Origin of the sequence: Alistipes sp. Marseille-P2263 (assembly GCF_018101075.1) — a bacterium.
In the GTDB taxonomy this organism is placed as follows: Bacteria; Bacteroidota; Bacteroidia; order Bacteroidales; family Rikenellaceae; genus Alistipes; species Alistipes dispar.
In genome coordinates, this window is the sequence record NZ_JAGQEJ010000001.1 from 623,661 (window position 1) to 645,023 (window position 21,363).

General features: G+C 63.7%; 20 protein-coding genes. 11 read left to right on the plus strand and 9 right to left on the minus strand.

Annotation, left to right across the window (positions count from 1 at the left end; all coding sequences use genetic code 11):
* Nucleotides 1-11: 11 nt before the first annotated feature.
* Both secA and KB554_RS02740 read left to right on the plus strand, forming a co-directional pair.
* Nucleotides 12-3,380 (plus strand): preprotein translocase subunit SecA, encoded by a 3,369-nt coding sequence (secA, locus tag KB554_RS02735; protein ID WP_211034892.1) that lies wholly within the window; start codon nucleotides 12-14, stop codon nucleotides 3,378-3,380.
* A 57-nt stretch (nucleotides 3,381-3,437) separates the two neighbouring features.
* Entirely contained in the window at nucleotides 3,438-3,875 is a 438-nt protein-coding gene (locus tag KB554_RS02740; RefSeq protein ID WP_141429360.1) for a dCMP deaminase family protein, read from the plus strand.
* 195 nt (nucleotides 3,876-4,070) lie between these two features.
* On the opposite strand, the gene KB554_RS02745 is transcribed toward KB554_RS02740, so the two are convergent.
* Nucleotides 4,071-5,165: a 6-bladed beta-propeller gene (locus KB554_RS02745; protein WP_211034893.1), complete on the minus strand. Its 1,095-nt coding sequence runs from the start codon at nucleotides 5,163-5,165 to the stop codon at nucleotides 4,071-4,073.
* Between the two features lie 71 nt (nucleotides 5,166-5,236).
* On the minus strand, nucleotides 5,237-5,728 hold the full coding sequence (locus tag KB554_RS02750) for a PaaI family thioesterase (RefSeq protein WP_141429351.1): 492 nt from the start codon (nucleotides 5,726-5,728) through the stop codon (nucleotides 5,237-5,239).
* 232 nt (nucleotides 5,729-5,960) lie between these two features.
* Here KB554_RS02750 and KB554_RS02755 point away from each other — a divergent pair, with 232 nt between their 5' ends.
* A complete protein-coding gene (locus KB554_RS02755; protein ID WP_211034894.1) occupies nucleotides 5,961-8,468 on the plus strand; it encodes a glycoside hydrolase family 2 TIM barrel-domain containing protein in 2,508 nt (835 codons plus the stop codon).
* 161 nt (nucleotides 8,469-8,629) lie between these two features.
* Here KB554_RS02755 and KB554_RS02760 read toward each other — a convergent pair whose 3' ends face one another.
* On the minus strand, nucleotides 8,630-8,962 hold the full coding sequence (locus KB554_RS02760) for a helix-turn-helix domain-containing protein (protein ID WP_211034895.1): 333 nt from the start codon (nucleotides 8,960-8,962) through the stop codon (nucleotides 8,630-8,632).
* A 120-nt stretch (nucleotides 8,963-9,082) separates the two neighbouring features.
* Here KB554_RS02760 and KB554_RS02765 point away from each other — a divergent pair, with 120 nt between their 5' ends.
* The gene (locus KB554_RS02765; RefSeq protein ID WP_211034896.1) at nucleotides 9,083-9,979 is read left to right on the plus strand and encodes a radical SAM protein; all 897 of its coding nucleotides are present in this window, start codon (nucleotides 9,083-9,085) and stop codon (nucleotides 9,977-9,979) included.
* A 268-nt stretch (nucleotides 9,980-10,247) separates the two neighbouring features.
* Here the strand turns inward: KB554_RS02765 and ssb are convergent, their stop codons facing one another.
* The 3 genes from ssb to lpxK are packed head-to-tail and all read right to left on the minus strand — an operon-like array spanning nucleotide 10,248 to nucleotide 12,616.
* Nucleotides 10,248-10,775 carry a single-stranded DNA-binding protein gene (gene ssb, locus KB554_RS02770; protein ID WP_211034897.1) on the minus strand — a complete coding sequence of 176 codons (528 nt, stop codon included), beginning with the start codon at nucleotides 10,773-10,775 and terminating at the stop codon, nucleotides 10,248-10,250.
* Between the two features lie 4 nt (nucleotides 10,776-10,779).
* On the minus strand, nucleotides 10,780-11,589 hold the full coding sequence (locus KB554_RS02775; protein ID WP_141429341.1) for a purine-nucleoside phosphorylase: 810 nt from the start codon (nucleotides 11,587-11,589) through the stop codon (nucleotides 10,780-10,782).
* Nucleotides 11,573-12,616 (minus strand): tetraacyldisaccharide 4'-kinase, encoded by a 1,044-nt coding sequence (gene lpxK / locus KB554_RS02780; RefSeq protein ID WP_141429339.1) that lies wholly within the window; start codon nucleotides 12,614-12,616, stop codon nucleotides 11,573-11,575. The genes KB554_RS02775 and lpxK overlap by 17 nt, the downstream gene beginning before the upstream one ends.
* 145 nt (nucleotides 12,617-12,761) lie before the next feature.
* On the opposite strand from lpxK, the gene KB554_RS02785 reads away from it, so the two are divergent.
* From KB554_RS02785 to rd, 4 genes are all read left to right on the plus strand, one after another.
* Nucleotides 12,762-14,090 carry a peptidoglycan DD-metalloendopeptidase family protein gene (locus KB554_RS02785; RefSeq protein WP_141429337.1) on the plus strand — a complete coding sequence of 443 codons (1,329 nt, stop codon included), beginning with the start codon at nucleotides 12,762-12,764 and terminating at the stop codon, nucleotides 14,088-14,090.
* Between the two features lie 4 nt (nucleotides 14,091-14,094).
* On the plus strand, nucleotides 14,095-14,811 hold the full coding sequence (gene ispD / locus KB554_RS02790; RefSeq protein ID WP_211034898.1) for a 2-C-methyl-D-erythritol 4-phosphate cytidylyltransferase: 717 nt from the start codon (nucleotides 14,095-14,097) through the stop codon (nucleotides 14,809-14,811).
* 28 nt (nucleotides 14,812-14,839) lie between these two features.
* Complete coding sequence (locus KB554_RS02795; protein ID WP_211034899.1) at nucleotides 14,840-15,415, plus strand: PH domain-containing protein; 576 nt, start codon at nucleotides 14,840-14,842, stop codon at nucleotides 15,413-15,415.
* Nucleotides 15,416-15,492: 77 nt separating this feature from the next.
* Nucleotides 15,493-15,657, plus strand: coding sequence for a rubredoxin (gene rd, locus KB554_RS02800; protein ID WP_141429331.1), 165 nt, complete (start codon nucleotides 15,493-15,495; stop codon nucleotides 15,655-15,657).
* A gap of 139 nt (nucleotides 15,658-15,796) precedes the next feature.
* Here the strand turns inward: rd and KB554_RS02805 are convergent, their stop codons facing one another.
* From KB554_RS02805 to KB554_RS02815, 3 genes are all read right to left on the minus strand, one after another.
* On the minus strand, nucleotides 15,797-16,345 hold the full coding sequence (locus tag KB554_RS02805) for an N-acetyltransferase (protein ID WP_211034900.1): 549 nt from the start codon (nucleotides 16,343-16,345) through the stop codon (nucleotides 15,797-15,799).
* A 105-nt stretch (nucleotides 16,346-16,450) separates the two neighbouring features.
* Nucleotides 16,451-18,451: a dipeptidyl peptidase 3 gene (locus KB554_RS02810; protein WP_242116255.1), complete on the minus strand. Its 2,001-nt coding sequence runs from the start codon at nucleotides 18,449-18,451 to the stop codon at nucleotides 16,451-16,453.
* 110 nt (nucleotides 18,452-18,561) lie between these two features.
* A complete protein-coding gene (locus KB554_RS02815; protein WP_141429327.1) occupies nucleotides 18,562-19,341 on the minus strand; it encodes a DUF1080 domain-containing protein in 780 nt (259 codons plus the stop codon).
* A 105-nt stretch (nucleotides 19,342-19,446) separates the two neighbouring features.
* On the opposite strand from KB554_RS02815, the gene panC reads away from it, so the two are divergent.
* Genes panC through KB554_RS02830 form a run of 3 tightly spaced genes read left to right on the plus strand, consistent with a single transcriptional unit; the run spans nucleotide 19,447 to nucleotide 21,205 of the window.
* Nucleotides 19,447-20,283, plus strand: a complete 837-nt coding sequence (panC, locus tag KB554_RS02820) for a pantoate--beta-alanine ligase (protein WP_211034902.1) — start codon at nucleotides 19,447-19,449, stop codon at nucleotides 20,281-20,283.
* Nucleotides 20,283-20,642, plus strand: coding sequence for an aspartate 1-decarboxylase (panD, locus tag KB554_RS02825; RefSeq protein ID WP_141429323.1), 360 nt, complete (start codon nucleotides 20,283-20,285; stop codon nucleotides 20,640-20,642). The genes panC and panD overlap by 1 nt, the downstream gene beginning before the upstream one ends.
* A gap of 50 nt (nucleotides 20,643-20,692) precedes the next feature.
* Nucleotides 20,693-21,205 (plus strand): DUF456 domain-containing protein, encoded by a 513-nt coding sequence (locus KB554_RS02830; RefSeq protein WP_211034903.1) that lies wholly within the window; start codon nucleotides 20,693-20,695, stop codon nucleotides 21,203-21,205.
* Nucleotides 21,206-21,363: the final 158 nt, after the last annotated feature.

The window sequence follows — 21,363 nt, forward strand, 5'->3', positions numbered from 1 at the left end:
ACGACTGAAATATGGATATTCTTGCAAGCGTAATCAAAGCCGTTTTCGGCTCCAAGGCCGAAAAAGACCGCAAACAGATCCAGCCTTACGTCGAGAAGATCAAGGCTGTTTACCCCTCGATCGAGGCCCTCTCGAACGACGAGCTGCGCGCCCGCAGCCAGGGGCTCAAACAACAGATCGCTGACTACATCGCCGCGGACGAGGCCCGCATCGTCGAGCTGAAAGCACGGCTCGAACTGCCCGAGACGTCGCTCGAGGAGAAGGAGAAGATCTCGAAGGAGATCGACGAGACGACCAAGCGCATCGACGACAGGATCGAGGACAAGCTCGACGAAATCCTGCCCGAAGCCTTCGCCATCATGAAGGACACGGCGCGCCGCTTCGCGCAGAACGACACGATCGCAGTGACGGCCAACGACTTCGACCGCGAGCTGGCCGCGACGAAAGACTTCGTTACCATCGAGGGCGACAAGGCCGTGTACGCCAATCACTGGATGGCAGGCGGCAACGACATGAAGTGGGACATGATCCACTACGACTGCCAGCTCTTCGGCGGCGTGGTGCTGACGCGCAGCAAGAAGAGCCCCGCCAAGAAGCTCGGCGAACGCGAACGCGAAGGCAACATCGCCGAAATGGCGACGGGCGAGGGCAAGACGCTCGTGGCGACGCTCCCCGTATTCCTCAATGCGCTGGCCGGAAAGGGCGTGCACCTGGTCACGGTGAACGACTACCTGGCCAAACGCGACTCCGAGTGGATGGGACCGCTCTACCAGTTCCACGGACTGTCGGTGGACTGCATCGACCGCCACCAGCCCAATTCGGAGGCGCGCCGCAAGGCCTACATGGCCGACATCACGTTCGGTACGAACAACGAGTTCGGCTTCGACTACCTGCGCGACAACATGGCCTCGTCGCCCAAGGACCTCGTGCAGCGCAAGCACCACTACGCCATCGTGGACGAGGCCGACTCGGTGCTGATCGACGACGCCCGCACGCCGCTCATCATCTCGGGCCCCGTGCCCAAGGGCGACGACCAGCTCTTCGAGCAGTACCAGCCCTCGATCGAACACCTCTACAACCTCCAGCGCAACTTCGTCACGGCGCTGCTGGCCGAGGCGCGGCAGCTCATCGCGGAGGGCAAGACCGAGGAGGGCGGCATCAAGCTCTACCGCGTGCACAAGGGACTGCCCAAATACAAGCCGCTGATAAAATACCTCTCCGAGCCGGGAATCAAGGCCCTGATGCAGAAGACCGAAAACATCTACATGCAGGACAACAACCGCCGGATGCCCGAAATCACCGATCCGCTCTACTTCGTCATCGACGAGAAACTCAATTCGGTGGAGCTGACGGACAAAGGCCACGAGGAGTTGTCGAAATACTTCAAGGAGGACGGCTTCTTCGTGCTGCCCGACATCGGCGCGGCGGTGGCCGAGCTCGAAAAGAGCGACCTGCCCGCAGAGGAGAAGGCGCAGAAACGCGACGAGGTGATAAACGACTACTCGATCAAGTCGGAGCGCGTGCACACGGTGAACCAGCTGCTGAAGGCCTACGCCATGTTCGAGAAGGACGTGGAGTACGTCGTGATGGACAACAAGGTGAAGATCGTGGACGAGCAGACGGGACGTATCCTCGACGGCCGCCGCTATTCGGACGGCTTGCACCAGGCCATCGAGGCCAAGGAGCACGTGAAGGTCGAGGCCGCGACGCAGACCTTCGCCACGATCACGTTGCAGAACTACTTCCGCATGTACCACAAGCTGGCCGGCATGACCGGTACGGCCGAGACGGAGGCGTCGGAGTTCTGGAGCATCTACAAACTCGACGTGGTGGTCATCCCGACGAACCGGCCGGTGATCCGCGACGACCGCCAGGACTTGATCTACAAAACCAAGCGCGAGAAATACAACGCCGTGATCGAAGAGATCGTGCGCCTCGTGGGCGAAGGGCGCCCCGTGCTGGTGGGTACGACGTCGGTCGAGATCTCGGAGCTGCTGAGCCGCATGCTCAAGTTGCGCGGCATCAAGCACAACGTGCTGAACGCCAAACAGCACGCACTGGAGGCGCAGGTGGTGGCCGAGGCCGGGCGCGCCGGGCAGGTGACCATCGCCACCAACATGGCGGGCCGCGGTACGGACATCAAGCTGACGCCCGAAGTGAAGGCCGCCGGAGGTCTGGCGATCATCGGCACGGAACGGCACGAAAGCCGCCGTGTGGACCGTCAGCTGCGCGGACGTGCGGGACGTCAGGGCGACCCCGGATCGTCGCAGTTCTTCGTCTCGCTCGAGGACGACCTGATGCGTCTGTTCGGCTCGGGCCGCATCGCCGCGATGATGGACCGCATGGGCCTCAAGGAGGGCGAGGTGATCCAGGCCGGAATGATGACCCGGGCCATCGAACGCGCCCAGAAGAAGGTCGAGGAGAACAACTTCGGCATCCGCAAGCGGCTGCTCGAATACGACGACGTGATGAACTCGCAGCGCGAGGTGATCTACACGCGCCGCCGCCACGCCCTCTACGGCGAACGGATCGAGATCGACCTGAACAACATCATGTACGACTTCGCCGAGAACTTCGTCGAGGAGAACCGCGGCATCGAATACGAGGATTTCCGCATGGAGCTCATCCGCCAGGTGGCCGTGGAGCTGCCGGTGGACGAGGCGGCCTACGGCGACGCCAAGCCCGAGGAGCTGGTCGATGCCATCGTCAAGGCGCTCAAGGAGACCTACGCCCGCCGGGCGAAGGCCGTGGCCGACACGGTGCGTCCGGTGATGCAGCGCATCTACGAAGACCGCAAGGAACAGATGGATTCGAACATCTACTTCCCGCTGACGGACGGACACCTCGGCTACAATATCCCGGTGAACTTGCAGAAGTGCAAGGATACGGACGGCGCGGAGATCTACAAGGTCTTCTCGAAGGTGGTCATGTTCACCACGATCGACGACGCCTGGCGCGAGCATCTGCGCGAAATGGACGACCTGCGCCAGAGCGTGCAGAACGCCACCTACGAGCAGAAGGACCCGCTGCTGATCTACAAGTTCGAGTCGTTCGGACTGTTCTCGAAGATGCTCGTCAAGGTGAACCGCGAGGTGCTGGCGATCCTCGACAAGGCATACATCCCCGTGCGCGAGCAGAGCGCCGAAGAGGTGCGGCGCCAGCAGCAGGAGCGCGAACGGATGCAGATCGAGCGGGAGCGGCGCGCCAAGGTGGACGTCAATAAGTTGCAGGCGTCGCGGATGCAGGCCGCCGCGCAGGCCGGACAGCAGGATCGGTCGAAACCGATGCCGGTGCACGTCGAAAAGAAGGTGGGCCGCAACGATCCCTGCCCCTGCGGATCGGGCAAGAAGTACAAGAACTGCCACGGAAAGGGGTTGTAGCCCCGTCCGCAGAGCGGCCGGAGAGTACGGAAGTGCAACGCGATCGAAAACAAGAGTATGGGTTATCAAGAGGAGAAACAACGCCAGCTGGACCTGCGCTACCTGCGAATGGCGGCGATCTGGGCCGAAAATTCCTACTGCGTGCGCCGCAAGGTCGGAGCGCTGATCGTCAAGGACCGCATGATTATCTCGGACGGGTACAACGGCACGCCGGCCGGATTCGAGAACGTCTGCGAGGATGAACAGGGACTGACCAAATCCTACGTCCTGCACGCCGAGGCCAACGCCATCACGAAGGTCGCCAAGTCGGCCAACAACTGCGACGGCTCGACGCTCTACATCACGGCCGCCCCGTGCATCGAATGCTCGAAACTCATTATCCAGGCGGGCATCAAACGGGTGGTTTACGCGGACGACTACCGTTCGGAGGAGGGGCTGGACCTGCTGCGCCGCGTCGGCATCGAGTGCGTGCAGTACCGGATCGACCGGACGTGACCCGGAACGGCAGACGAAAAACAGGGAAAAGGGAGACGCAGAGGTCTCCCTTTTTCATTCCGGACCTGCTCCCGGCACGGAAGCGACCCGGCTCCGAACGCCAGCGGACGACCGGAAACGGAAAGAAGCACCGTCCGCGGGGGAGGGCGAAAACGCATATAAAGCGAAGGTTATGCGGAACGCCGGGCCCGGCCGTCACATACCGTAAAACAGCAGCAGGTTGCCGTCCTCGTTCAGATTCCGTTCGACGGCATCCGGAGCGCGCGGAAACCCCTCCTCAACGAGATCCGCATACGAACTGCCCGGCAGAAGAGCCACGAAACGCCCCTCGAACACGGCGACGGGCGGAAAGAGATACGCACCCGTCTCCGAATTGCCGATAAAGGCGTCGGCCGCAGGATCGAACAGGTAGGTGTCCAGGTATTCGCCGCAGCGGACATCGACCGCCACGTAATCGCCGCAAAGTACGGGAACGGCAACCGGATACCGATACGGCCCGTCGAGCACGGCATCCCGATCCTGGCGGTACTTCCCGGGAATCCCGCGAGCGAAGTCGATGGCCACATGGCGGAACCCGACGGCATCGCGGCGGTCGAACACCGTGAATCCGTCGAACCAGAACGAGCTGAAAACGAGGCTGTCGCCGGATACCGAAAAATAGGTCGGCCGGCCGAGCGGTTCGCTGTAACCGGAATCGAACGCGAACAGGCGGCGTTTGACGGCAAAATCCGAATCGGTGACGAAAAGCCTGTAATTCGGCTGGGATTCGGACAGCATGCCCCCGGTCAGAGGGCTGAACGCCAGAATGAAATCCCCGTTATGCAACGCCTCGATGTCCCAGGCGACGACCGGCAGCGGCTTCGACTCCCGGAACACTCCGGTACGGCAGTCGTAGAGCAGCACCCGGCGGGAGGCGTTATCGACGACATAGACATTCCGGTCGTCGGCCGTGAAACTCTTCATCTCCAGATACTCTCCGGGCCCCCGGCCGTGCCGGTGAATGACGAACGACACGCGGCCCGCCATGTCGTAGGCCACGATCTTGCGGCTTCCGAAGTCGCCGACATAGATCAGCCCGTTCCGGAACAGCAATTTATCGGCGCGCCGGAACGCCGCAGCCTCGGAAAACTCCAGCGGCAAGAAATCCACCCGACGGATCCGATCCGGAATCGACGGCGAAGGCTCCTCCCCGAAAGTCAGCACACGGTCGCAGACGATCCGCTCCTCCCGTCCGGAAACGCAGGCGGCAAGAGCGCACAACGACAAACACGCAACAATACGTTCAATCATAAGATCGCCGAACAAAAAAAGCGGTCAAGCGGAACGGGAAGGCGGAAGAGCCGGGACGACGGACACGGAGGCTATTGCAGCGGGTCCGTCTCCTCGTCTGCGACGCCGCAATCGCAGAAATGGAACTCCGTGCGCGCCCGTTCCTTCGGAAAAAGGAAGTAGAGACAGGTCGCCTCGGTGCAGAGCGTCCCGGCGCCGTCGAAGATCCGCACGCCGATTTCGACCAGGTTGCGCCGCTGCTGCCGCACGGCGGCACGCAGCACGACACGCTCGTCGGAGGTCCGGATCGGCTTGTGGTAACGCACCTCCATCCGCGAGGTGACGCCGCTGGTCCGGAACTTGCGGAAGACGACCCAACTGCTGATCTCGTCGGCCAGCGTCGCCTGGACGCCTCCGTGAAGCGTATCCACCCATCCCTGAAACTCCGGACGGGGATGCCAGACGCTCACGATCTCCTCGCCGTCCTCGTAGAACTCCATGCGGAGTCCCTGTTCGCTGTGCGGATCGCAGCCGTAGCAGCGATACCCTTCCATTCCCCGCCAGGGATTCGTAATGCGTTTCATATCGGTCCGAATCATTGTCCCGTTCCGCCCTGCCGGAGCGGAACCGTCTGCCGAATATACGGAAAATTCACGGAACCGGCAACTCTTCCGCGAAATTCCGGATTTGTTTTTTCCGCGGAAAACGCCTATATTGGAGCGGCCGGAAAAGCCCGGACGCCCCTACGGCACGGAACGGAGCCCCCGAATCCGGCGGAACGGGCGGAAAAGACTCACCCACATATCACACGAAACGATGAAAAGATTCGTATGGATGCTCCTGCTGCTCCCGATAGGGTTGCAGGCGCAGGTACGCACCGAACGGTTGCTCGAAAAAGGATGGCGCTTCACACGCGACGACGCCCCGGCATTCGCCGAACCGTCGTACGACGACTCCCGGTGGCAGGAGGTGACCGTACCGCACGACTGGGCCATCTACGGTCCGTTCAGCGCAGGAAACGATCTCCAGCACACGGCCATCGCGCAGGACGGCCAGACGCAGGCCGTGGAACACGCCGGACGGACCGGAGGGCTGCCCTTCGTCGGCACGGGCTGGTACAGGCTCCGCTTCGAAGTACCGGAACGGAACGAAGGCCGCCGGTGCACGCTCCTCTTCGACGGCGCGATGAGCCATGCGCGCGTGTACGTGAACGGCCGGGAGGCGATCCGCTGGCCCAACGGCTACAACTCCTTCCACACGGACATCACGCCCCTGCTGAACCCCGGCGGGGAGAATCTGCTGGCCGTCCGGCTCGAAAACCTCCCCGAATCGTCGCGCTGGTATCCCGGCGCCGGAATTTACCGCAACGTGCACCTCATCGTAACGGACAAGGCGCACGTCCCGGTGTGGGGAACGCAGATCATCACGCGGCGGGCCGACGAAGCGTCCGCCCGCGTCCGGCAGTGCACCGCCCTCGCCGTTCCGCAGGGAAAGTCGCCCGCCGACTATGCGATCGAAACGGCGGTGACGGACCCCGCCGGACGCGTCGTGGCACGGCACAGGCAGTCCGCCGGAGCCGACTTCGGCGACCACTGCTTCGAGCAGGAGTTCACGATCGACCGCCCCGCGCTCTGGTCGCCCGACACTCCGGCGCTCTACACCTCGACTTCGGAGATCTACGAAGGCGGCGAGCTGAAGGACCGCTACGTCACCGTGTTCGGCATCCGCACGGTCGAAGCCGTGCAGGGCGAAGGATTCCGGCTGAACGGCAAGCCGCTGAAATTCCGGGGCGTCTGTCTCCACCACGACCTCGGACCGCTGGGCGGCATCGTGAACGAGTCGGCGATCCGGCACCGGATCCGGCTGCTGAAGGAGATGGGCTGCAACGCCATACGCACCTCGCACAACAAGCCGGCACCGGAGCTGATCGAAATATGCGACGAAACGGGCATGATGGTCATGGCCGAATCGTTCGACGAGTGGGAGACGAAGAAGGTCGAAAACGGCTACCACAAGGAGTTCGGCCAATGGGCCGAGCGCGATCTGGTGAACCTCGTCCGCCGGTTCCGCAACAACCCGAGCGTCGTGATGTGGTGCATAGGCAACGAAGTGCCCGACCAATGGAACGGAGACCGGGGCCCGAAACTCTCCCTCCGGCTCCAGAATATCTGCCACCGCGAAGACCCCACGCGCCCCGTGACGCAGGGCATGGACGCCCCCGACGCCGTGACGGCGAACAACATGGCCGCGGTGATGGACATTCCGGGATTCAATTACCGGCCGCATCTGTACGCACGGAACTACCTGAGACTCCCGCAGGAGATGATCCTCGGCAGCGAAACCGCCTCGACGATCAGCTCGCGCGGCATCTACAAATTCCCGGTCGTGCGCCGTTCGATGCCCCGCTACGACGACCACCAGGCGTCGTCGTACGACGTGGAGCACTGCGGATGGTCGAATCTGCCCGAGGACGACTTCATCCAGCACGACGACCGCCCCTACTGCATGGGCGAATTCGTCTGGACCGGATTCGACTACCTGGGCGAACCCACCCCCTACTACTCCGACTGGCCGAGCCACTCGTCGCTCTTCGGCATCATCGACTTGGCGGGCATACCCAAGGACCGCTACTGGCTCTACCGCAGCAAGTGGAACCCCGAAGCCGAAACGCTCCACATACTGCCCCACTGGAACTGGAAGGGACGCGAAGGCGAAGTCACCCCCGTATTCATCTACACGAACTACCCCGAAGCCGAACTGTTCATCAACGGCAGGAGCCAGGGCCGGAGACGGAAAGACACCGGCGTGACGATAGACAACAGCGCCGATTCGGTTTCGGCGGCGGACCTCAAACGGCAGCAGCGCTACCGGCTCATGTGGATGGACACGCGCTACGAACCCGGCACGGTGAAGGCCGTGGCCTACGACGAAGAGGGCAACGCCGTGGCGGAGCGGGAGATTCGCACGGCGGGCGAGCCGTACCGCATCGTGCTCGAAGCCGACCGGACGGTCATCGCGGCCGACGGCAAGGACTATGCGTTCGTGACGGTCCGCGTCGAAGACCGTCAGGGCACGCCCTGCCCGCTGGCCGACAACGAAATCCGGTTCGAGGTCACCGGAGCGGGGTACTACCGCGCGGGAGCCAACGGCAACCCCGCCTCGCTCGAACCGTTCCAGCGGCCCCGCATGAAACTCTTCTCGGGGATGATGACCGCCGTGATCGCCCCGACCGAACGGCCCGGAACGATAACGGTGAAGGCGACGTCGCCCGGACTGAAGAAGGCGACGGTCGAAATCCGGAGCGAAGCCGCAACGCAGCGGTAAACGGCCGCCGGAACGGCCGGGACGGTGCGCCGTGCCGCACCGCACGGAACGCCGCCGGACGGACCGCGCGGCAGAGTTTCCGCCGCCCTTACGGATTTTCCGCCCCTGCCGGATAAATTTCCGGCAGGGGCTTTCTCATCTCCGGAGTGCGGTGCGGACCGCTACGCATTCTCGCGCGCCCAGTCGAGCAACTGCCGCAGAATCGGCATCAGCGACTCCGTTTTCGGGGTCGTCGCATACTCCACCCGCGGCGGGACTTCGGGATAGACCCTCCGTGCGACCAGTCCGGCCCCTTCCAGATCACGAAGAGCGGCGGAGAGCATCCGTTCGGAGATGCCGCCGGGAACCGCCCGGACCAGCTCTCCGAAGCGCAGCACGCCGCCTTCGTGAAGCGTCAGCAGCACGAGCAGCGCCCAACGGCTGCCGAAGCGGCCGATCAGGGCACAGGCCGGCGAAAGCGTCGGACGGGGCGGATTTTTTTCGTTTTTTTTCATCGTCTCAACCGGTTCGTTTCCACAAAAACTAACACGCGCGTAAGCCGCTAACGGCCGGATAAGCTCTTGTGCGGAAGCGGAATCCGGACTATCTTGCGGCCTGCAAAAATAGGAAAAACGATGAAAGAATCCGAATCCCTCCACTTCACGGGGATAATCTGGCGGCCGCCCTTCGAGGCCCGCTCGGTACTGCTGCAAGTCACGGTCGGCTGCACGCACCACGCCTGCAAATTCTGTTCGCTCTACGGCGACCTCCGCTTCCGGATCTCCCCGGCGGAGGAGGTCGAGGCCGATCTGCGGATCGTCGCCCGCTATCAGCCGCGGGCCCGGCGGGTCTTCCTCGTCGGCGCCAACCCCTTCGTGCTAAGCGCCGGAAGACTCATCCGGCTCGCCGACCGCATCCGCGACTTTCTGCCGAAGGTACGGACGATCGGCATGTTCGCCCGCGTAAGCGACATTCTGCAAAAGAGCGCCGCGGAGCTGCGCGAACTGCGGGCGCGCGGCATCACGGGCATCAGCATCGGCACGGAGAGCGGCGACGACGCCTCGCTGGCCTTCATGAACAAGGGAACGACCGCGGCCGAAGCGCTCGAAGCGTGCCGCAGACTCGACGAGGCGGGCATCGAATACTACCTTACCTACATGACCGGACTGGCCGGGGCCGGCAACGGCACACGGGCGGCCCATGCGACGGCGACACTCTTCAACCGGCTCCACCCCTATATCGTCGGAATCGTGTCGCTGACGCTCTTTCCCGACACGCCGCTGATGCGGGAGATCGAAGCCGGGCGATTCGTCCCGATGAGCGAACGGGAGCGGCTCGAGGAACTGCGCACGTTTCTGAAGGAGCTGACCGTTCCCGTCACGATCTCGGCCAACACGGTCTCCAACGCCGTGCCGCTGTTCGGGCGGCTGCCGGAAGACCGGGTACGGATGATCGGACGCATCGACGAAGCGCTCGCCTCCCTGACCGAAGCCGATCTGACCGGATACCGGCAGGGAATCGGACACCTCTGACCGAAAACTCCGTGACGGGACCGGCCGTAAAACCGGACGCACAGGGAGGGCGCCGCCACCACGGAAAAAAGGGCTCCGTTTCGCTTGAAGCGAAACGGAGCCCTTTCGGATGAACGGGATGCGGATCGCCCGCGGCGGTGCGGCACAGCCTCCTGCGGAGCAGGATCGCTGCGGACCGGCGGCGTCCCGAACGGCAACAGATGCGGTGCGAACGCAGGACCGCCCGCAGCCACGGCCCGACGGCGGCGCACAGGCCGGGAGAGTCCGGTCAGAACGGCAAATCGTCGGGATCGTCGGCCGGGACCGAAGGTGCGGCCGGCTGCTGCGGCTGGGGAGCCGCGGCGGGACGCGGCTGCTGCGGCCGCGCATAGCCGCCCTGCTGGTATCCCCCGCCCTGCTGGCCGTAGGAGGAACCCTGCCCCTGCGCTCCGTAACCCGGAGCGGCGCCGTCCGAAGCGGGATTGTCGCTGCGGCGGCCCAGCAGATTCATCGTGTCGGCCAGAATCTCGGTCGTATAACGCTTGTTGTTGTCCTTGTCCATCCACTCGCGGGTGCGCAGACGGCCCTCGATATAGAGCTGCGTGCCCTTGCGCACATAGCGGTCCACGACATCCGCGAGGCCGCGCCACAGCGTGATCGTGTGCCACTCGGTATGCTCCTTCGTCTCGTTCGACGCACGGTCGTACAGCCGCTCGGTCGTAGCCAGCCGGACACGGGCGACCTTCGCGCCGCCTTCGAGCGTGCGGACCTCGGGGTCGATGCCCACGTTGCCCACCAGAATCACCTTGTTTACCATAATATCATTCCAGATTTTCGATCATTCGCAAAAAGAGCGTCTGCATCTTCACGCCCGCCTTCCGGCCCTGGCGCTGCACATCCTCGTGGTCGCCCGCCTCGTCCGACAGGCCGCAGTTCGTGATGACCGAGACGCCGAAGACGGGAACCGACATGTGACGCGCCACGATCACCTCCGGCACGGTGGACATGCCCGCGGCATCGCCGCCGATGGCCTTGAAATAGCGGTATTCGGCCTGCGTTTCGAACGTAGGGCCCGTGCCGCCGACATAGACGCCGTACTGGAGCTTGATCCCCTCCTCCCCGGCGATCTTCGTCGCCGAGGCGATCAACGCCTTGTCGTAGCAGTTGTGCATGTCCGGGAAACGGGGTCCCAGTTCGGCCATGTTGGGCCCGATCAGCGGATTGGGCATCAGGTTGATATGGTCGGTGATGACCATCAGGTCGCCCGTGCGGAACGATGCATTGATGCCGCCCGAGGCGTTCGAGACGAACAGGAAGCGGATGCCGAGCAGCCGCATGACGCGGATCGGGAAGGTCACCTGCTCCATCGTATAGCCTTCGTAGTAGTGGAACCGTCCCTGCATGGCCACGACGCGGCGGCCGCCCGCCTCGCCGAAAATCAGACGTCCCTTGTGCCCCTCGACCGTCGAGACGGGGAAGCCGGGAATGTCCTTGTAGTCGAGCGCATGGCGCGTCTCGATCCGGTCGGCGAAATCGCCCAGCCCCGTGCCGAGCACGATGCCCACCTCGGGTGCGAAATCTCCGGTCGCGGACCGGATGAACGCGGCGGTTTTCTTAATTTCCTCTAACATCTTCTTCCAGTTTTTGCAGAAAATCCGTTGCCGAATCCTCTATGAATGAAATATTGATCGGTTGGTAATAGAGCGTGCGGCGGACCGCCTCGGGAACCTTCTCCCGGCGGGTCATCTTCACAGCGTCCTTCTCGGTCGTCACGATCACCGCGCCCGGATGCTCGGACAGCAGCGCCTCGAGCGCATGCATGTCGCGGACCTTATAGACGTGGTGATCGTCGAGCGTCATCTCGGCCACGACCTCGTAGCGCTCGCGGAGCGACTGCAAAAAGGGCTTCGGATTGCCGATGCCCGAGAGGGCGATGACCTGCCGGCCGTGCGTCAGCGGCTCCGGAGCAGCCTCGCCGGCATAGAGCGGCTGAGGCATGAAACTCTCGAAACGGGTGAAATAGACCCGCTGGTAGGCCACTTGGATCAGGACCTTGCGCAGGATGCGGCGGTCGATCGGCGCCATCCGCTCGGGGCACTTCGTGACGATGAAGTAATGCGCACGGTGCAGCTGTTCGGGCAGATCGCGCAGCGTCCCCAGCGGCAGCATGCGGTCGTGCTGCACGGGCCGCGTGGCGTCGATCATCACGATATTGACCTTCGGCTCCACGTAGCGGTGCTGGAAGCCGTCGTCCATGACGATGAGGTCCACCCCGGGGTGTTCGGCTCGGATGCGGCGGATGCCCTCGGCCCGCTTCTCGCAGACGGCCACCACCGTCTCGGGAAACTTGAGCTTGATCTGTAACGGCTCGTCGCCCACGTCGCGGTAGTGCGAATCGCAGCTCACCTCCCGGTAGCCCTTCGTGCGGCGGCCGTAGCCGCGCGAGAGCAGCGCCACACGGTGCGTCTGGGACATGTAGCCCACGACCATCTCGGCCATCGGAGTCTTGCCCGTGCCGCCGACGGTGATATTGCCGATGCAGACGACCGGAATATCGAACTTCTCGCTCTTGAGAAGGCCCCAGTCGAAGAGGCGGTGACGCAACGTCACCCCCGCTTTATAGAGGACGGCCACAGGCGCGAGCAGGCATTTCAGCATCTTATTCCGGTTTGGATATAAACTTTTCAAAGGTAACGCCTTTTTCCGGGAAAACCAAACGAACGCCCGCAAAACGCACGGATCGGTCAGAAAAGGGAGACGAAAATTCGCGGATCCGCGTTTTTTGTCTAAATTTGCACGTACTATGGGATATTTGCGAATCACGATCTGCGCCCTGCTGCTGGCTGCGGCGGGCGCCTGCGGCCGGAACGGATCGGCCGAAGCGGAAACGGACGCGGAAGCCGCGCAGGAGGAGTCCGCCCCCCAAAACCTGCTCTACGGCATCGACGCCGAAGAATACCGCACCGAAACGGGCGAAGTGGGTTCGGGAGAGACGCTGGGGAAAATCCTGGGAAGCTACGGCGTTCCGGCCCGCACGATCGACCTGCTGGACAGGAAGTCGAAGGATGTCTTCCCGCTGCGCAGTATCCGGGCCGGACAGAAATACACGACCTTCATCCACGAGGATTCGCTCTACGCCCCGCACCTGGACTACCTCGCCTACGAAATATCCACGACGGAGTACGTCGTCTTCGGGTTCCACGACAACGATTCGGTCTCCGTGCGCAAGGATTCGAAACCCTACACGCTGCGGCGCACCAAGAAGAGCGCCGTCATCAACTCCTCGCTCTGGGGCGCGATCATGGAACACGACCTCCCCTACGCGCTGGCCGCGGAGATGGAGGACATCTACCAGTGGACGGTGGATTTCTTCGGCATCCAGAAAGGCGACTCGTTCACGGTGATCTACGACGAGCGTTTCATCGACGACACGGTTTCGGCCGGCATCGGCCGCGTATGGGGAGCGAAATTCACGCAGAGCGGCAAGGAGTACTACGCCATCCCCTTCCGGCAGGGCGGCAAGATCCAGTACTGGGAGGCCGACGGCGGCAGCCTGCGCAAGCAACTGCTCAAAGCGCCGCTCAAGTACACGCGCATCAGCTCGCGCTTCACCTACGCGCGCAAACACCCGATATACAAGGTTTACCGGCCGCATACGGGCGTGGACTACGCCGCGCCGAAAGGAACGCCCGTACACGCCGTGGCCGACGGCGTGGTCACCTTCCGCGGCTGGGGCGGAGGCGGAGGCAACACGCTCAAGATCAAGCATCCGGGAAATCTCGTGACGGGTTATCTGCACCTGAGCGGCTACGCCAAGGGCATCCGGCAGGGGACGCACGTATCGCAGGGACAGCTCATCGGATACGTCGGTTCGACCGGCGCCTCGACAGGCCCGCACCTCGACTACCGCATCTGGAAGAACGGCAAGCCGATCGACCCGCTGAAGGTCCCGCAGGAGCCGGCCGAGCCGATCTCGAAACAGAACCGGCCGCTGTTCGAATTCGTGCGCGACCGCATCACGGCCGAGCTGAACGGCGAGGTGAAACCCGAGGAGCGGATCACGCAGCTCGACTCGCTGACGCTGCCCGGAACGGCCGCCCCGGCGCAGGCGGAAAACGGCGACAAAGAATAACGGCATGGCACGCACGGGAGCAATCATCGTGGCCGGAGGCAGCGGGACACGCTGCGGAGGCGCTCTGCCCAAACAGTTCGCGCTGCTGGGCGGCATGCCGGTACTGGCACGCACGATCAACGCCGTGGCCGCGGCGCTGCCCGGCGCGGAAATCGTCGCCGTGCTGCCCGAACGCCATGCGGATTTCTGGAAAAACCTCGCGGCGCGCTTCGAAGTGGCCCCGCACACGATCGTCACCGGAGGCGCCGAGCGGTTCGATTCGGTGCGGCGCGGACTGGCGGCGCTCCGCACCGACCCGGAGCTGATCGCCGTACAGGACGGCGTGCGGCCGCTCGTGTCGGCGGAGCTGATCCGCCGCGTGGCGGAGGCCGCGGAACGGTACGGAGCGGCGATTCCGGTCGTCGAAGCGGTCGATTCGCTGCGTGAAGTGGAGGAGCAGCGGACGGAAACGGAGGGAATCGCGGCATCGCACGTCGCGGACCGCCGCCGGTTCCGGATCGTACAGACTCCGCAGATTTTCCGCGCCGACATCCTGCGCGGAGCCTACGGAGCGGAGTACCGCGCGGAATTCACGGACGACGCCTCGGTGGTGGAGGCCGCGGGACACGGCGTGTTCCTCGCCCGGGGCGAACGCGGCAACCTCAAGATCACGACGGCGGAGGATTTCATCCTCGCCGAAGCCCTGCTTGCAGCCCGGGAAGAGGGCGCGGAGAGGGAGTGACCGGACCCGACAGGAGATAAGGAAAACGATGCAGAGCGTCTATAAATACCGTTTCAGCCGCACGATCCTCTACTGGACGGTCGTCTATCTGGCCGCATTCGGACTGCTGGGCTGGCTGCTCTACCACCTCTACGAAGGCGGATACCTCTCGGCGTGGTTCACCTCGTTCATCGTGGCGCTCGTGGCGCTCATGGCGCTGTCGATCCCCCGGCGGATCGTCGTGACCGACGACCGGGTGGAGGTCCGCTGCCTGCTGGACATCACCGAAATCCGCCGCGACGAGATCGCCTCGGTGCGGCGCGTGGAGCCCCGGCGCATGAAGTGGTTCGTGCCGATATTCGGAGGATTCGGATTTTTCGGCTACTACGGCCACTTCCTCGACCTGCGCCGCTTCGACCGCGTGAAGCTCTACGCCTCGGAGTGGAAAAATTTCGTGGAGATCACCGACATTTACGAAGACCGGCTCTTCGTCTCGTGCACGGAAGCGGACCGCCTCGTGGCGGAGCTGACGCCGCCCGGAGGCAACCGTCCGGACGAAGAGGAGGAGGACGAAGAAGAAGAGGCGGAAGAGGCGGAAGAGGCGGCTGCCTCCCGTCCGAAATAGAAGAACGAAGACAAATGCCCCGGAGGCATGGATTTTGAAACCGATTTATTCACCCTTTAATTAAAACAAGAGAAAAGATGAAAAAGTATCGTTGCACGGTATGCGAGTGGATTTACGATCCCGCAGTAGGCGATCCCGACGGAGGCATCGCTCCCGGAACCGCTTTCGAGGAGATTCCCGAGGATTGGGTATGCCCGCTCTGCGGCGTCGGCAAGGACCAGTTCGAAGAGGTCGTGGAGTAAATCCCGACGGCGGGATTCCGCAGAAAAGACCGCGAAGGAGGTCCGGCGGCACGCCGGATTCCGGAAACGGCAAAGAGGAAAGGGAGGCGCACCGCATGGTGCGCCTCCCCTGTTTTCAGCCGCCGGACAGCCGGAGCCGTCATGCTTCCGGCGTCTCCCCGAAGAACGCGGCCGGATAGCGGACCGTGCCGTGCACGCCCCCGAGACTGCCCGGAATCAGTTCCGCCGCCAAGCAGCAGGCATCGGGCGCATCGAACGGAAAACGGATGCCGAAACGGCTCGCGGGAACATAGCCGAAACGCGGGTAATAGTCCGCATGGCCCACCAGCAGCGCCGCCCCGAACCCCGCACGGACGGCCCTCCGGTGCGCTTCGCGCAGCAATGCCGACCCGATGCCGCGGTTTTGCAGCCCGGGAAGCACCGACAGCGGAGCGACGCCCAGCACGGTCGCGGCACTCCGGTCCTCCGCGACGACCTCCAGCCGGGTCAGCAGCACGTGCCCCACGAGGCGGCCCTCCGCCTCGGCCACGAGCGACAATCCGGGGACGAACGCCTCCGAACGGCGCAGGCGCGCCACCAGCAGGTGTTCCGTATGGTCGCTGAACGCCAGCGGCCGGAACGCCGCCTCGACCAGCTCCCCGACCGTCCGGCAATCGTCCGGCCGCTCCTCCCTTATCGTCAGTTCCATGCAGGATTTGTTCGCACGGACCCCGGCCAAGCGGCGCCCGATGCCCCACGGAAACCCGCCGCGCATCGGACACCGCCACCGGAAGCGTCCGCTTCGTGTCGGAATCTAATTCACGTCGGGCAGGAACGAGTAGTCGCGCGAATAGCCGAGCATCTGCTCCACGTAATCCGCCGGATAGGAGATACGCACGTCCGTCACCCGGCCGTCGCGCTCGACCAGTTCGTATTCGGGATTGACGAATCCGCCGTAAGGCTCGATCCCCAGCCCGTAGTAGCGGCTGCGGACCTCCTCGTGCAGCGCGGGATCGACCCGGACGGCATAGCGCTCGACCAGGTCGCGCCCCGCCTCGTAGTCGCCCTCGGACTTGATGCGCTGGATCTCGCCCAGCAGCTCGCCGAAGAGCGCGCGCAGACGGACGAAGTCGTTCACCACGACATAGGTCTTCCCGTCCTGCCGGACCCACTCGATCACGTTGTCGGCCCGGCCGTGCTCGTAGCACCACTCGGCGACCAGCTTGCGGTTGCGCATGTGCGCCTCCTCGACATTCTTGCCCGGCTCGATACGCGCCAATTGGGTCATCAGACCGTTGAGAATGTATTTGGCATAGCCCGCCTTCGCCACGTCGAACGACGGCACGAGCCCCAGCTCGACCATCTTTCCGTCGCCGAGGTAGTAAAGTCCGAACAGGTCGGCGCGCGCCTCCTCGAGCGTCGAGGTGTAGCTGCGCAGCTCGCCGCCGCGCACTCCCGGCGCCAGTTGGCCCGAACCGTGACCCAGACACTCGTGCAGATCGGTGTGCAGGTCGTCGGCCAGCTTGCCGTAGCGGTCCATCCGCTCGCGGTCGTCGGCACGCAGCACGAACTCCTCGTTGAAGCCGTTGCCGTGCGCGGCGCGGTCGTAGGCATAGGTGATGTTGTCGATCGTCACCGACTTCGAACCGTACTCCTTGCGGATCCAGTCGGCGTTCGGGAGGTTGATGCCGATGGGCGTCGAGGGGAAGCAGTCGCCGCCCAGCATCGCCACGGTGATGACCTTGGCCGAGACGCCTTTCACCTTCGCCTTGCGGAAGGCCGGATCGACGGGCGAATGGTCCTCGAACCACTGGGCGTTGGCGGAAATGATCTCCGTGCGGCGGCAGGCGGCCGAATCCATGAAATTGACGTTGGCCTCCCACGACGCCTTGCGGCCCAGCGGATCGCCGTAGTCCTCGATGAAGCCGTTCACGAAATCGACGTTCGACACGGTATCCTTCACCCAGCCGATGTTGTAGCGGTCGAACTCCTTCAGATCGCCGCTTCTGTAATAGGCGACGAGCGTTTCGATATTGGTCTTCTGCGGCTCCCGGGCCACCGAGGCGGCCTTCTCGAGCCAATAGACGATCCGCTCGATCGCGGGCGAATACATGCCGCCGACGCGCCACGTGCGCTCGTGGAGACGGCCCGTGGCGGGGTCTTTCGCCAACTGCGAGTTCAGGCCGTAGGAGACCGGCTCGGGATCGCCCGCCGCGGCAGCGGCCATCTCGGCGTAGAACCGCTCGGCCTCGGCCTGGCTCACGCCGTCGTAGTAGTTGCTCGACGAAGTGAGCAGCAGGTCGTCGCCCGCGCGCTGGTTGAGCTTCGTGGGATAGACCGCCGGGTCGAAAATGGCGCGGCAGACCTCGCCCCGCAGGGCGTTCAGCGACCCGAACTTCTCCTCGGGAATGGTCTCGATCGCGTCGAGCAGATACCCTTCGGTGAATTCGGGCGTGAACTTGTCGTTCGAATAGTGATGGTGGATGCCGTTGGCGAACCACACTTTCTTGAGGTACTTCTCGAGCGCCTTCCACTCGGGCGTCGTGCGGTCGCCGCGGTAGTTTTCGTAGATGACCTCCAGCGTCCGGCGCACCGGCAGGTTCACCGGACAGTTCTGGTCGTAGAGGATGTCGCGGCCGCACTTGGCCGCCTCGGACAGGTAATAGACGAGTTCCTTCTGCTCCAGCGGGAGGTTTTCGAATCCGGGGACTTCGTAGCGGATCACCTTGATGTCGTCGAAGCGATCGACGATCCAGGGCCGGTCGTCCGCGGCGGGCGCGCCGCACGAAGCGAGAAGAGGCAATGCGAGAGTCATGGTTGCGTTCGTAAAGGGTCGTTTCATCGTTTGCAAAAGATTGGCCGTCCGCCCCGGCGGGGCATTCCGCCGCGACGGACGGCATGATTGCGAAAATGCGGCCGGAAGGCTTACAGCTCCCGGATCCAGATGTTGCGGAAACTGATCGGTTCGCTCGGGTCGCCGTGCGACTGCAGGCGGAGCGGTCCGGCGCCGTGCTTCACCACGCGCGGGAATCCGACGTACTCCGTGGTTCCGAGGATCGTCGTATTGTTCTGTAGCACCACGCCGTTGAGAATCACCGTCACGTGCGGCGGAATACGGTAGGAGCCGTCCTCCTTGAAGACCGGAGCGGAGTAGATGATGTCGAAGACGTTCCACTCGCCCGGGCGGCGCATGGCGTTCACCAGCGGGGGCGTCTGCTTATAGACGCTGCCGACCTGTCCGTTCACGTAGGTTTCGTTGCGGTAACCGTCGAGAATCTGGATTTCGTACTTGTCCTGAAGAAAAACGCCGCTGTTGCCGCGCGACTGGCTCTCGCCGGAGATGCCCTCCGGAACGCACCACTCGAGGTGGAGCTGGAAGTTCTCGAAACTCCGCTTCGTCAGGATGTCGCCCTTCGACTTATCGACCGTGAAGACCCCGTCGTGCACGGGCCACTCGGCCGGACCGCCGCCGGCCGACGTCCAGGCCGACAGGTCGCTGCCGTCGAAAAGCACGACGGCGTCGGACGGGGCGCCGTTCGTCCGGCTGTCGCCCGGGGCGACCACCGCGGGCTGCGGCGTCCAGTATTCGGACATGCCGGGTGTCATCGGCTCCTGCCGGGGATAGTTTTTCTGCGCATGGGCCGCGATGCCCGCCGTACATGCCAGCACGGCCAGAGCGCCTTTCAGGTAAGCTTTCATGTTCATACGATTCTTATTTTACAGGTATGCAAAGATACGAAAATTCACTTTTCATTTCCCTTTCTTAATTATCTTTTCTACCTTTGCGCCGCAATCGTTTCAGAGAAAGGGATGAAAGTACTGACAAGCGTCAAGGAGCTCCGTGCCGAACTGGACCGGACGGAGCGGTCGGGCATCGGCTTCGTGCCGACGATGGGCGCCCTGCACGCGGGACACCGCTCGCTCGTCGAACGCGCCCGGCGGGAGAACCGGACCGTCGTGGTGAGCGTCTTCGTGAACCCCACGCAATTCAACGACAAGAACGACCTGAAGCACTACCCCCGCACGCCGGAAGCCGACGGGCGGCTGCTCGCGGAGGCGGGAGCGGACTTCGTGCTCATGCCGCCGGTCGAAGAGATCTACCCCGAACCCGACACCCGGGTATTCGACTTCGGGCAGGTGGACAAGGTGATGGAGGGCGCGACGCGGCCGGGCCATTTCAACGGCGTGGCACAGGTCGTGAGCCGCCTGTTCGACATCGTGCGCCCGGCGCGCGCCTACTTCGGAGAGAAGGACTTCCAGCAGATCGCCGTCATCCGCGCGATGGTGCGCCAGCTGGCGCTGCCGGTCGAAATCGTCGAGTGTCCGATCGTCCGCGGCGAGGACGGACTGGCCCTCTCGTCGCGCAACACGCTGCTCGACGCCGCACACCGCGCCGCCGCGCCGCACATCTACGCCACGCTGCGCGCCGCCGCCGAACGGTCGCACGCAATGACGCCCGCCGAACTGAAGGCGTGGGTCGTGGCCGAAGTGGAGCGCAACCCGCTGCTGAAGGTGATCTACTACCAGTCGGTCGATGCGCTGACGATGCAGGAGGTCGCCGCATGGAGCGACGCCGGGCGCATCCAGGGCTGCATCGCCGTGCAGGCCGGAGAGATTCGTCTAATCGATAACATCCGCATCCGATAATGAAATTCCAGATCGAAGTCATCAAGTCGAAGATTCACCGCGTGACCGTCACGCAGGCCAATCTGAATTACGTGGGCAGCATCACCATCGACGAGGAGCTGCTCGACGCCGCCAACATGATCGAGGGCGAGAAGGTTCAGATCATGGACATCAACAACGGGGAGCGTTTCGAGACCTACATCATCAAGGGCGAACGCGGCAGCGGCGCGATCTGCCTCAACGGCGCGGCCGCCCGCAAGGTGCAGGTGGGCGACGTGGTAATCATCGCCTCCTACGCGCTGATGGATTTCGAGGACGCCAAAGCGTTCCGGCCCTGGATCGTCTTCCCCGATACGGAGACCAACCGGCTCATCCGGTAGTTTTTCCCGGCTCCGGGCCGTTCGCCGCAGAAAAAACCGTTCCGCAAAACATGGACATCACCCTCTCGATACTGGCCTTCGTCTTCACGATCACAGGTATCGTCGGTTGCATCGTTCCGGCGCTGCCCGGCGTCGTGCTGAGCTATGCGGGGCTGGTGTGCGCCTGCTTGACCTCCTACTCGACGATCGGCGGCGCAGCGCTCTGGACCTGGCTGGCGATCACCGTCGCAGTGAGCGTCATCGACTATTTTCTGCCCGCATGGATGACCCGGCGGTTCGGCGGCTCGCGCGCCGGAGCCATAGGCGCCACGGTGGGCGTCTTCGCCGGGTTCTTCCTCTTCCCTCCGCTGGGCATCGTCCTCGGTCCCTTCTTCGGGGCCGTGCTGGGCGAACTGCTCCACGACAAGAGCGACCCGGGCAAGGCGCTGCTCGTGGGCATCGGCTCGTTCCTCTCGTTCATCGTCGGCACGGGCATCAAACTCGTCGCCGCCGTAGGGATGCTCCTGCATGTCGCCGCCGACACCTACCCCGTACTCCGGGAGTGGGCCGCAGGACTTTTCTGATCCACAAGAATCCGCCTTTTCATCCCCCGGGACCGGAAACCGCCGGTCCCTTCCACACAATATCCATATACGCGAAGGGGCGCATCCGCTGCGGCCCGCCCGCCGTTTTCCGTCCGGGAAACGCGCGAGGCCGCGATCTGTCGGATCGCGGCCTCGCG

Coding starts and splice junctions, on each gene's coding strand:
- lpxK (WP_141429339.1), bottom strand. CDS start 12,616: ATGCTGAAATGCCTGCTCGCGCCTGTGGCCGTCCTCTATAAAGCGGGG.
- KB554_RS02760 (WP_211034895.1), bottom strand. CDS start 8,962: ATGAAAAAAAACGAAAAAAATCCGCCCCGTCCGACGCTTTCGCCGGCC.
- KB554_RS02805 (WP_211034900.1), bottom strand. CDS start 16,345: ATGGAACTGACGATAAGGGAGGAGCGGCCGGACGATTGCCGGACGGTC.
- KB554_RS02755 (WP_211034894.1), top strand. CDS start 5,961: ATGAAAAGATTCGTATGGATGCTCCTGCTGCTCCCGATAGGGTTGCAG.
- KB554_RS02750 (WP_141429351.1), bottom strand. CDS start 5,728: ATGAAACGCATTACGAATCCCTGGCGGGGAATGGAAGGGTATCGCTGC.
- panD (WP_141429323.1), top strand. CDS start 20,283: ATGAAATTCCAGATCGAAGTCATCAAGTCGAAGATTCACCGCGTGACC.
- KB554_RS02815 (WP_141429327.1), bottom strand. CDS start 19,341: ATGAACATGAAAGCTTACCTGAAAGGCGCTCTGGCCGTGCTGGCATGT.
- secA (WP_211034892.1), top strand. CDS start 12: ATGGATATTCTTGCAAGCGTAATCAAAGCCGTTTTCGGCTCCAAGGCC.
- KB554_RS02765 (WP_211034896.1), top strand. CDS start 9,083: ATGAAAGAATCCGAATCCCTCCACTTCACGGGGATAATCTGGCGGCCG.
- ssb (WP_211034897.1), bottom strand. CDS start 10,775: ATGGTAAACAAGGTGATTCTGGTGGGCAACGTGGGCATCGACCCCGAG.
- panC (WP_211034902.1), top strand. CDS start 19,447: ATGAAAGTACTGACAAGCGTCAAGGAGCTCCGTGCCGAACTGGACCGG.
- KB554_RS02785 (WP_141429337.1), top strand. CDS start 12,762: ATGGGATATTTGCGAATCACGATCTGCGCCCTGCTGCTGGCTGCGGCG.
- KB554_RS02830 (WP_211034903.1), top strand. CDS start 20,693: ATGGACATCACCCTCTCGATACTGGCCTTCGTCTTCACGATCACAGGT.
- KB554_RS02795 (WP_211034899.1), top strand. CDS start 14,840: ATGCAGAGCGTCTATAAATACCGTTTCAGCCGCACGATCCTCTACTGG.
- KB554_RS02810 (WP_242116255.1), bottom strand. CDS start 18,451: ATGACTCTCGCATTGCCTCTTCTCGCTTCGTGCGGCGCGCCCGCCGCG.
- ispD (WP_211034898.1), top strand. CDS start 14,095: ATGGCACGCACGGGAGCAATCATCGTGGCCGGAGGCAGCGGGACACGC.
- KB554_RS02775 (WP_141429341.1), bottom strand. CDS start 11,589: ATGTTAGAGGAAATTAAGAAAACCGCCGCGTTCATCCGGTCCGCGACC.
- KB554_RS02745 (WP_211034893.1), bottom strand. CDS start 5,165: ATGATTGAACGTATTGTTGCGTGTTTGTCGTTGTGCGCTCTTGCCGCC.
- KB554_RS02740 (WP_141429360.1), top strand. CDS start 3,438: ATGGGTTATCAAGAGGAGAAACAACGCCAGCTGGACCTGCGCTACCTG.
- rd (WP_141429331.1), top strand. CDS start 15,493: ATGAAAAAGTATCGTTGCACGGTATGCGAGTGGATTTACGATCCCGCA.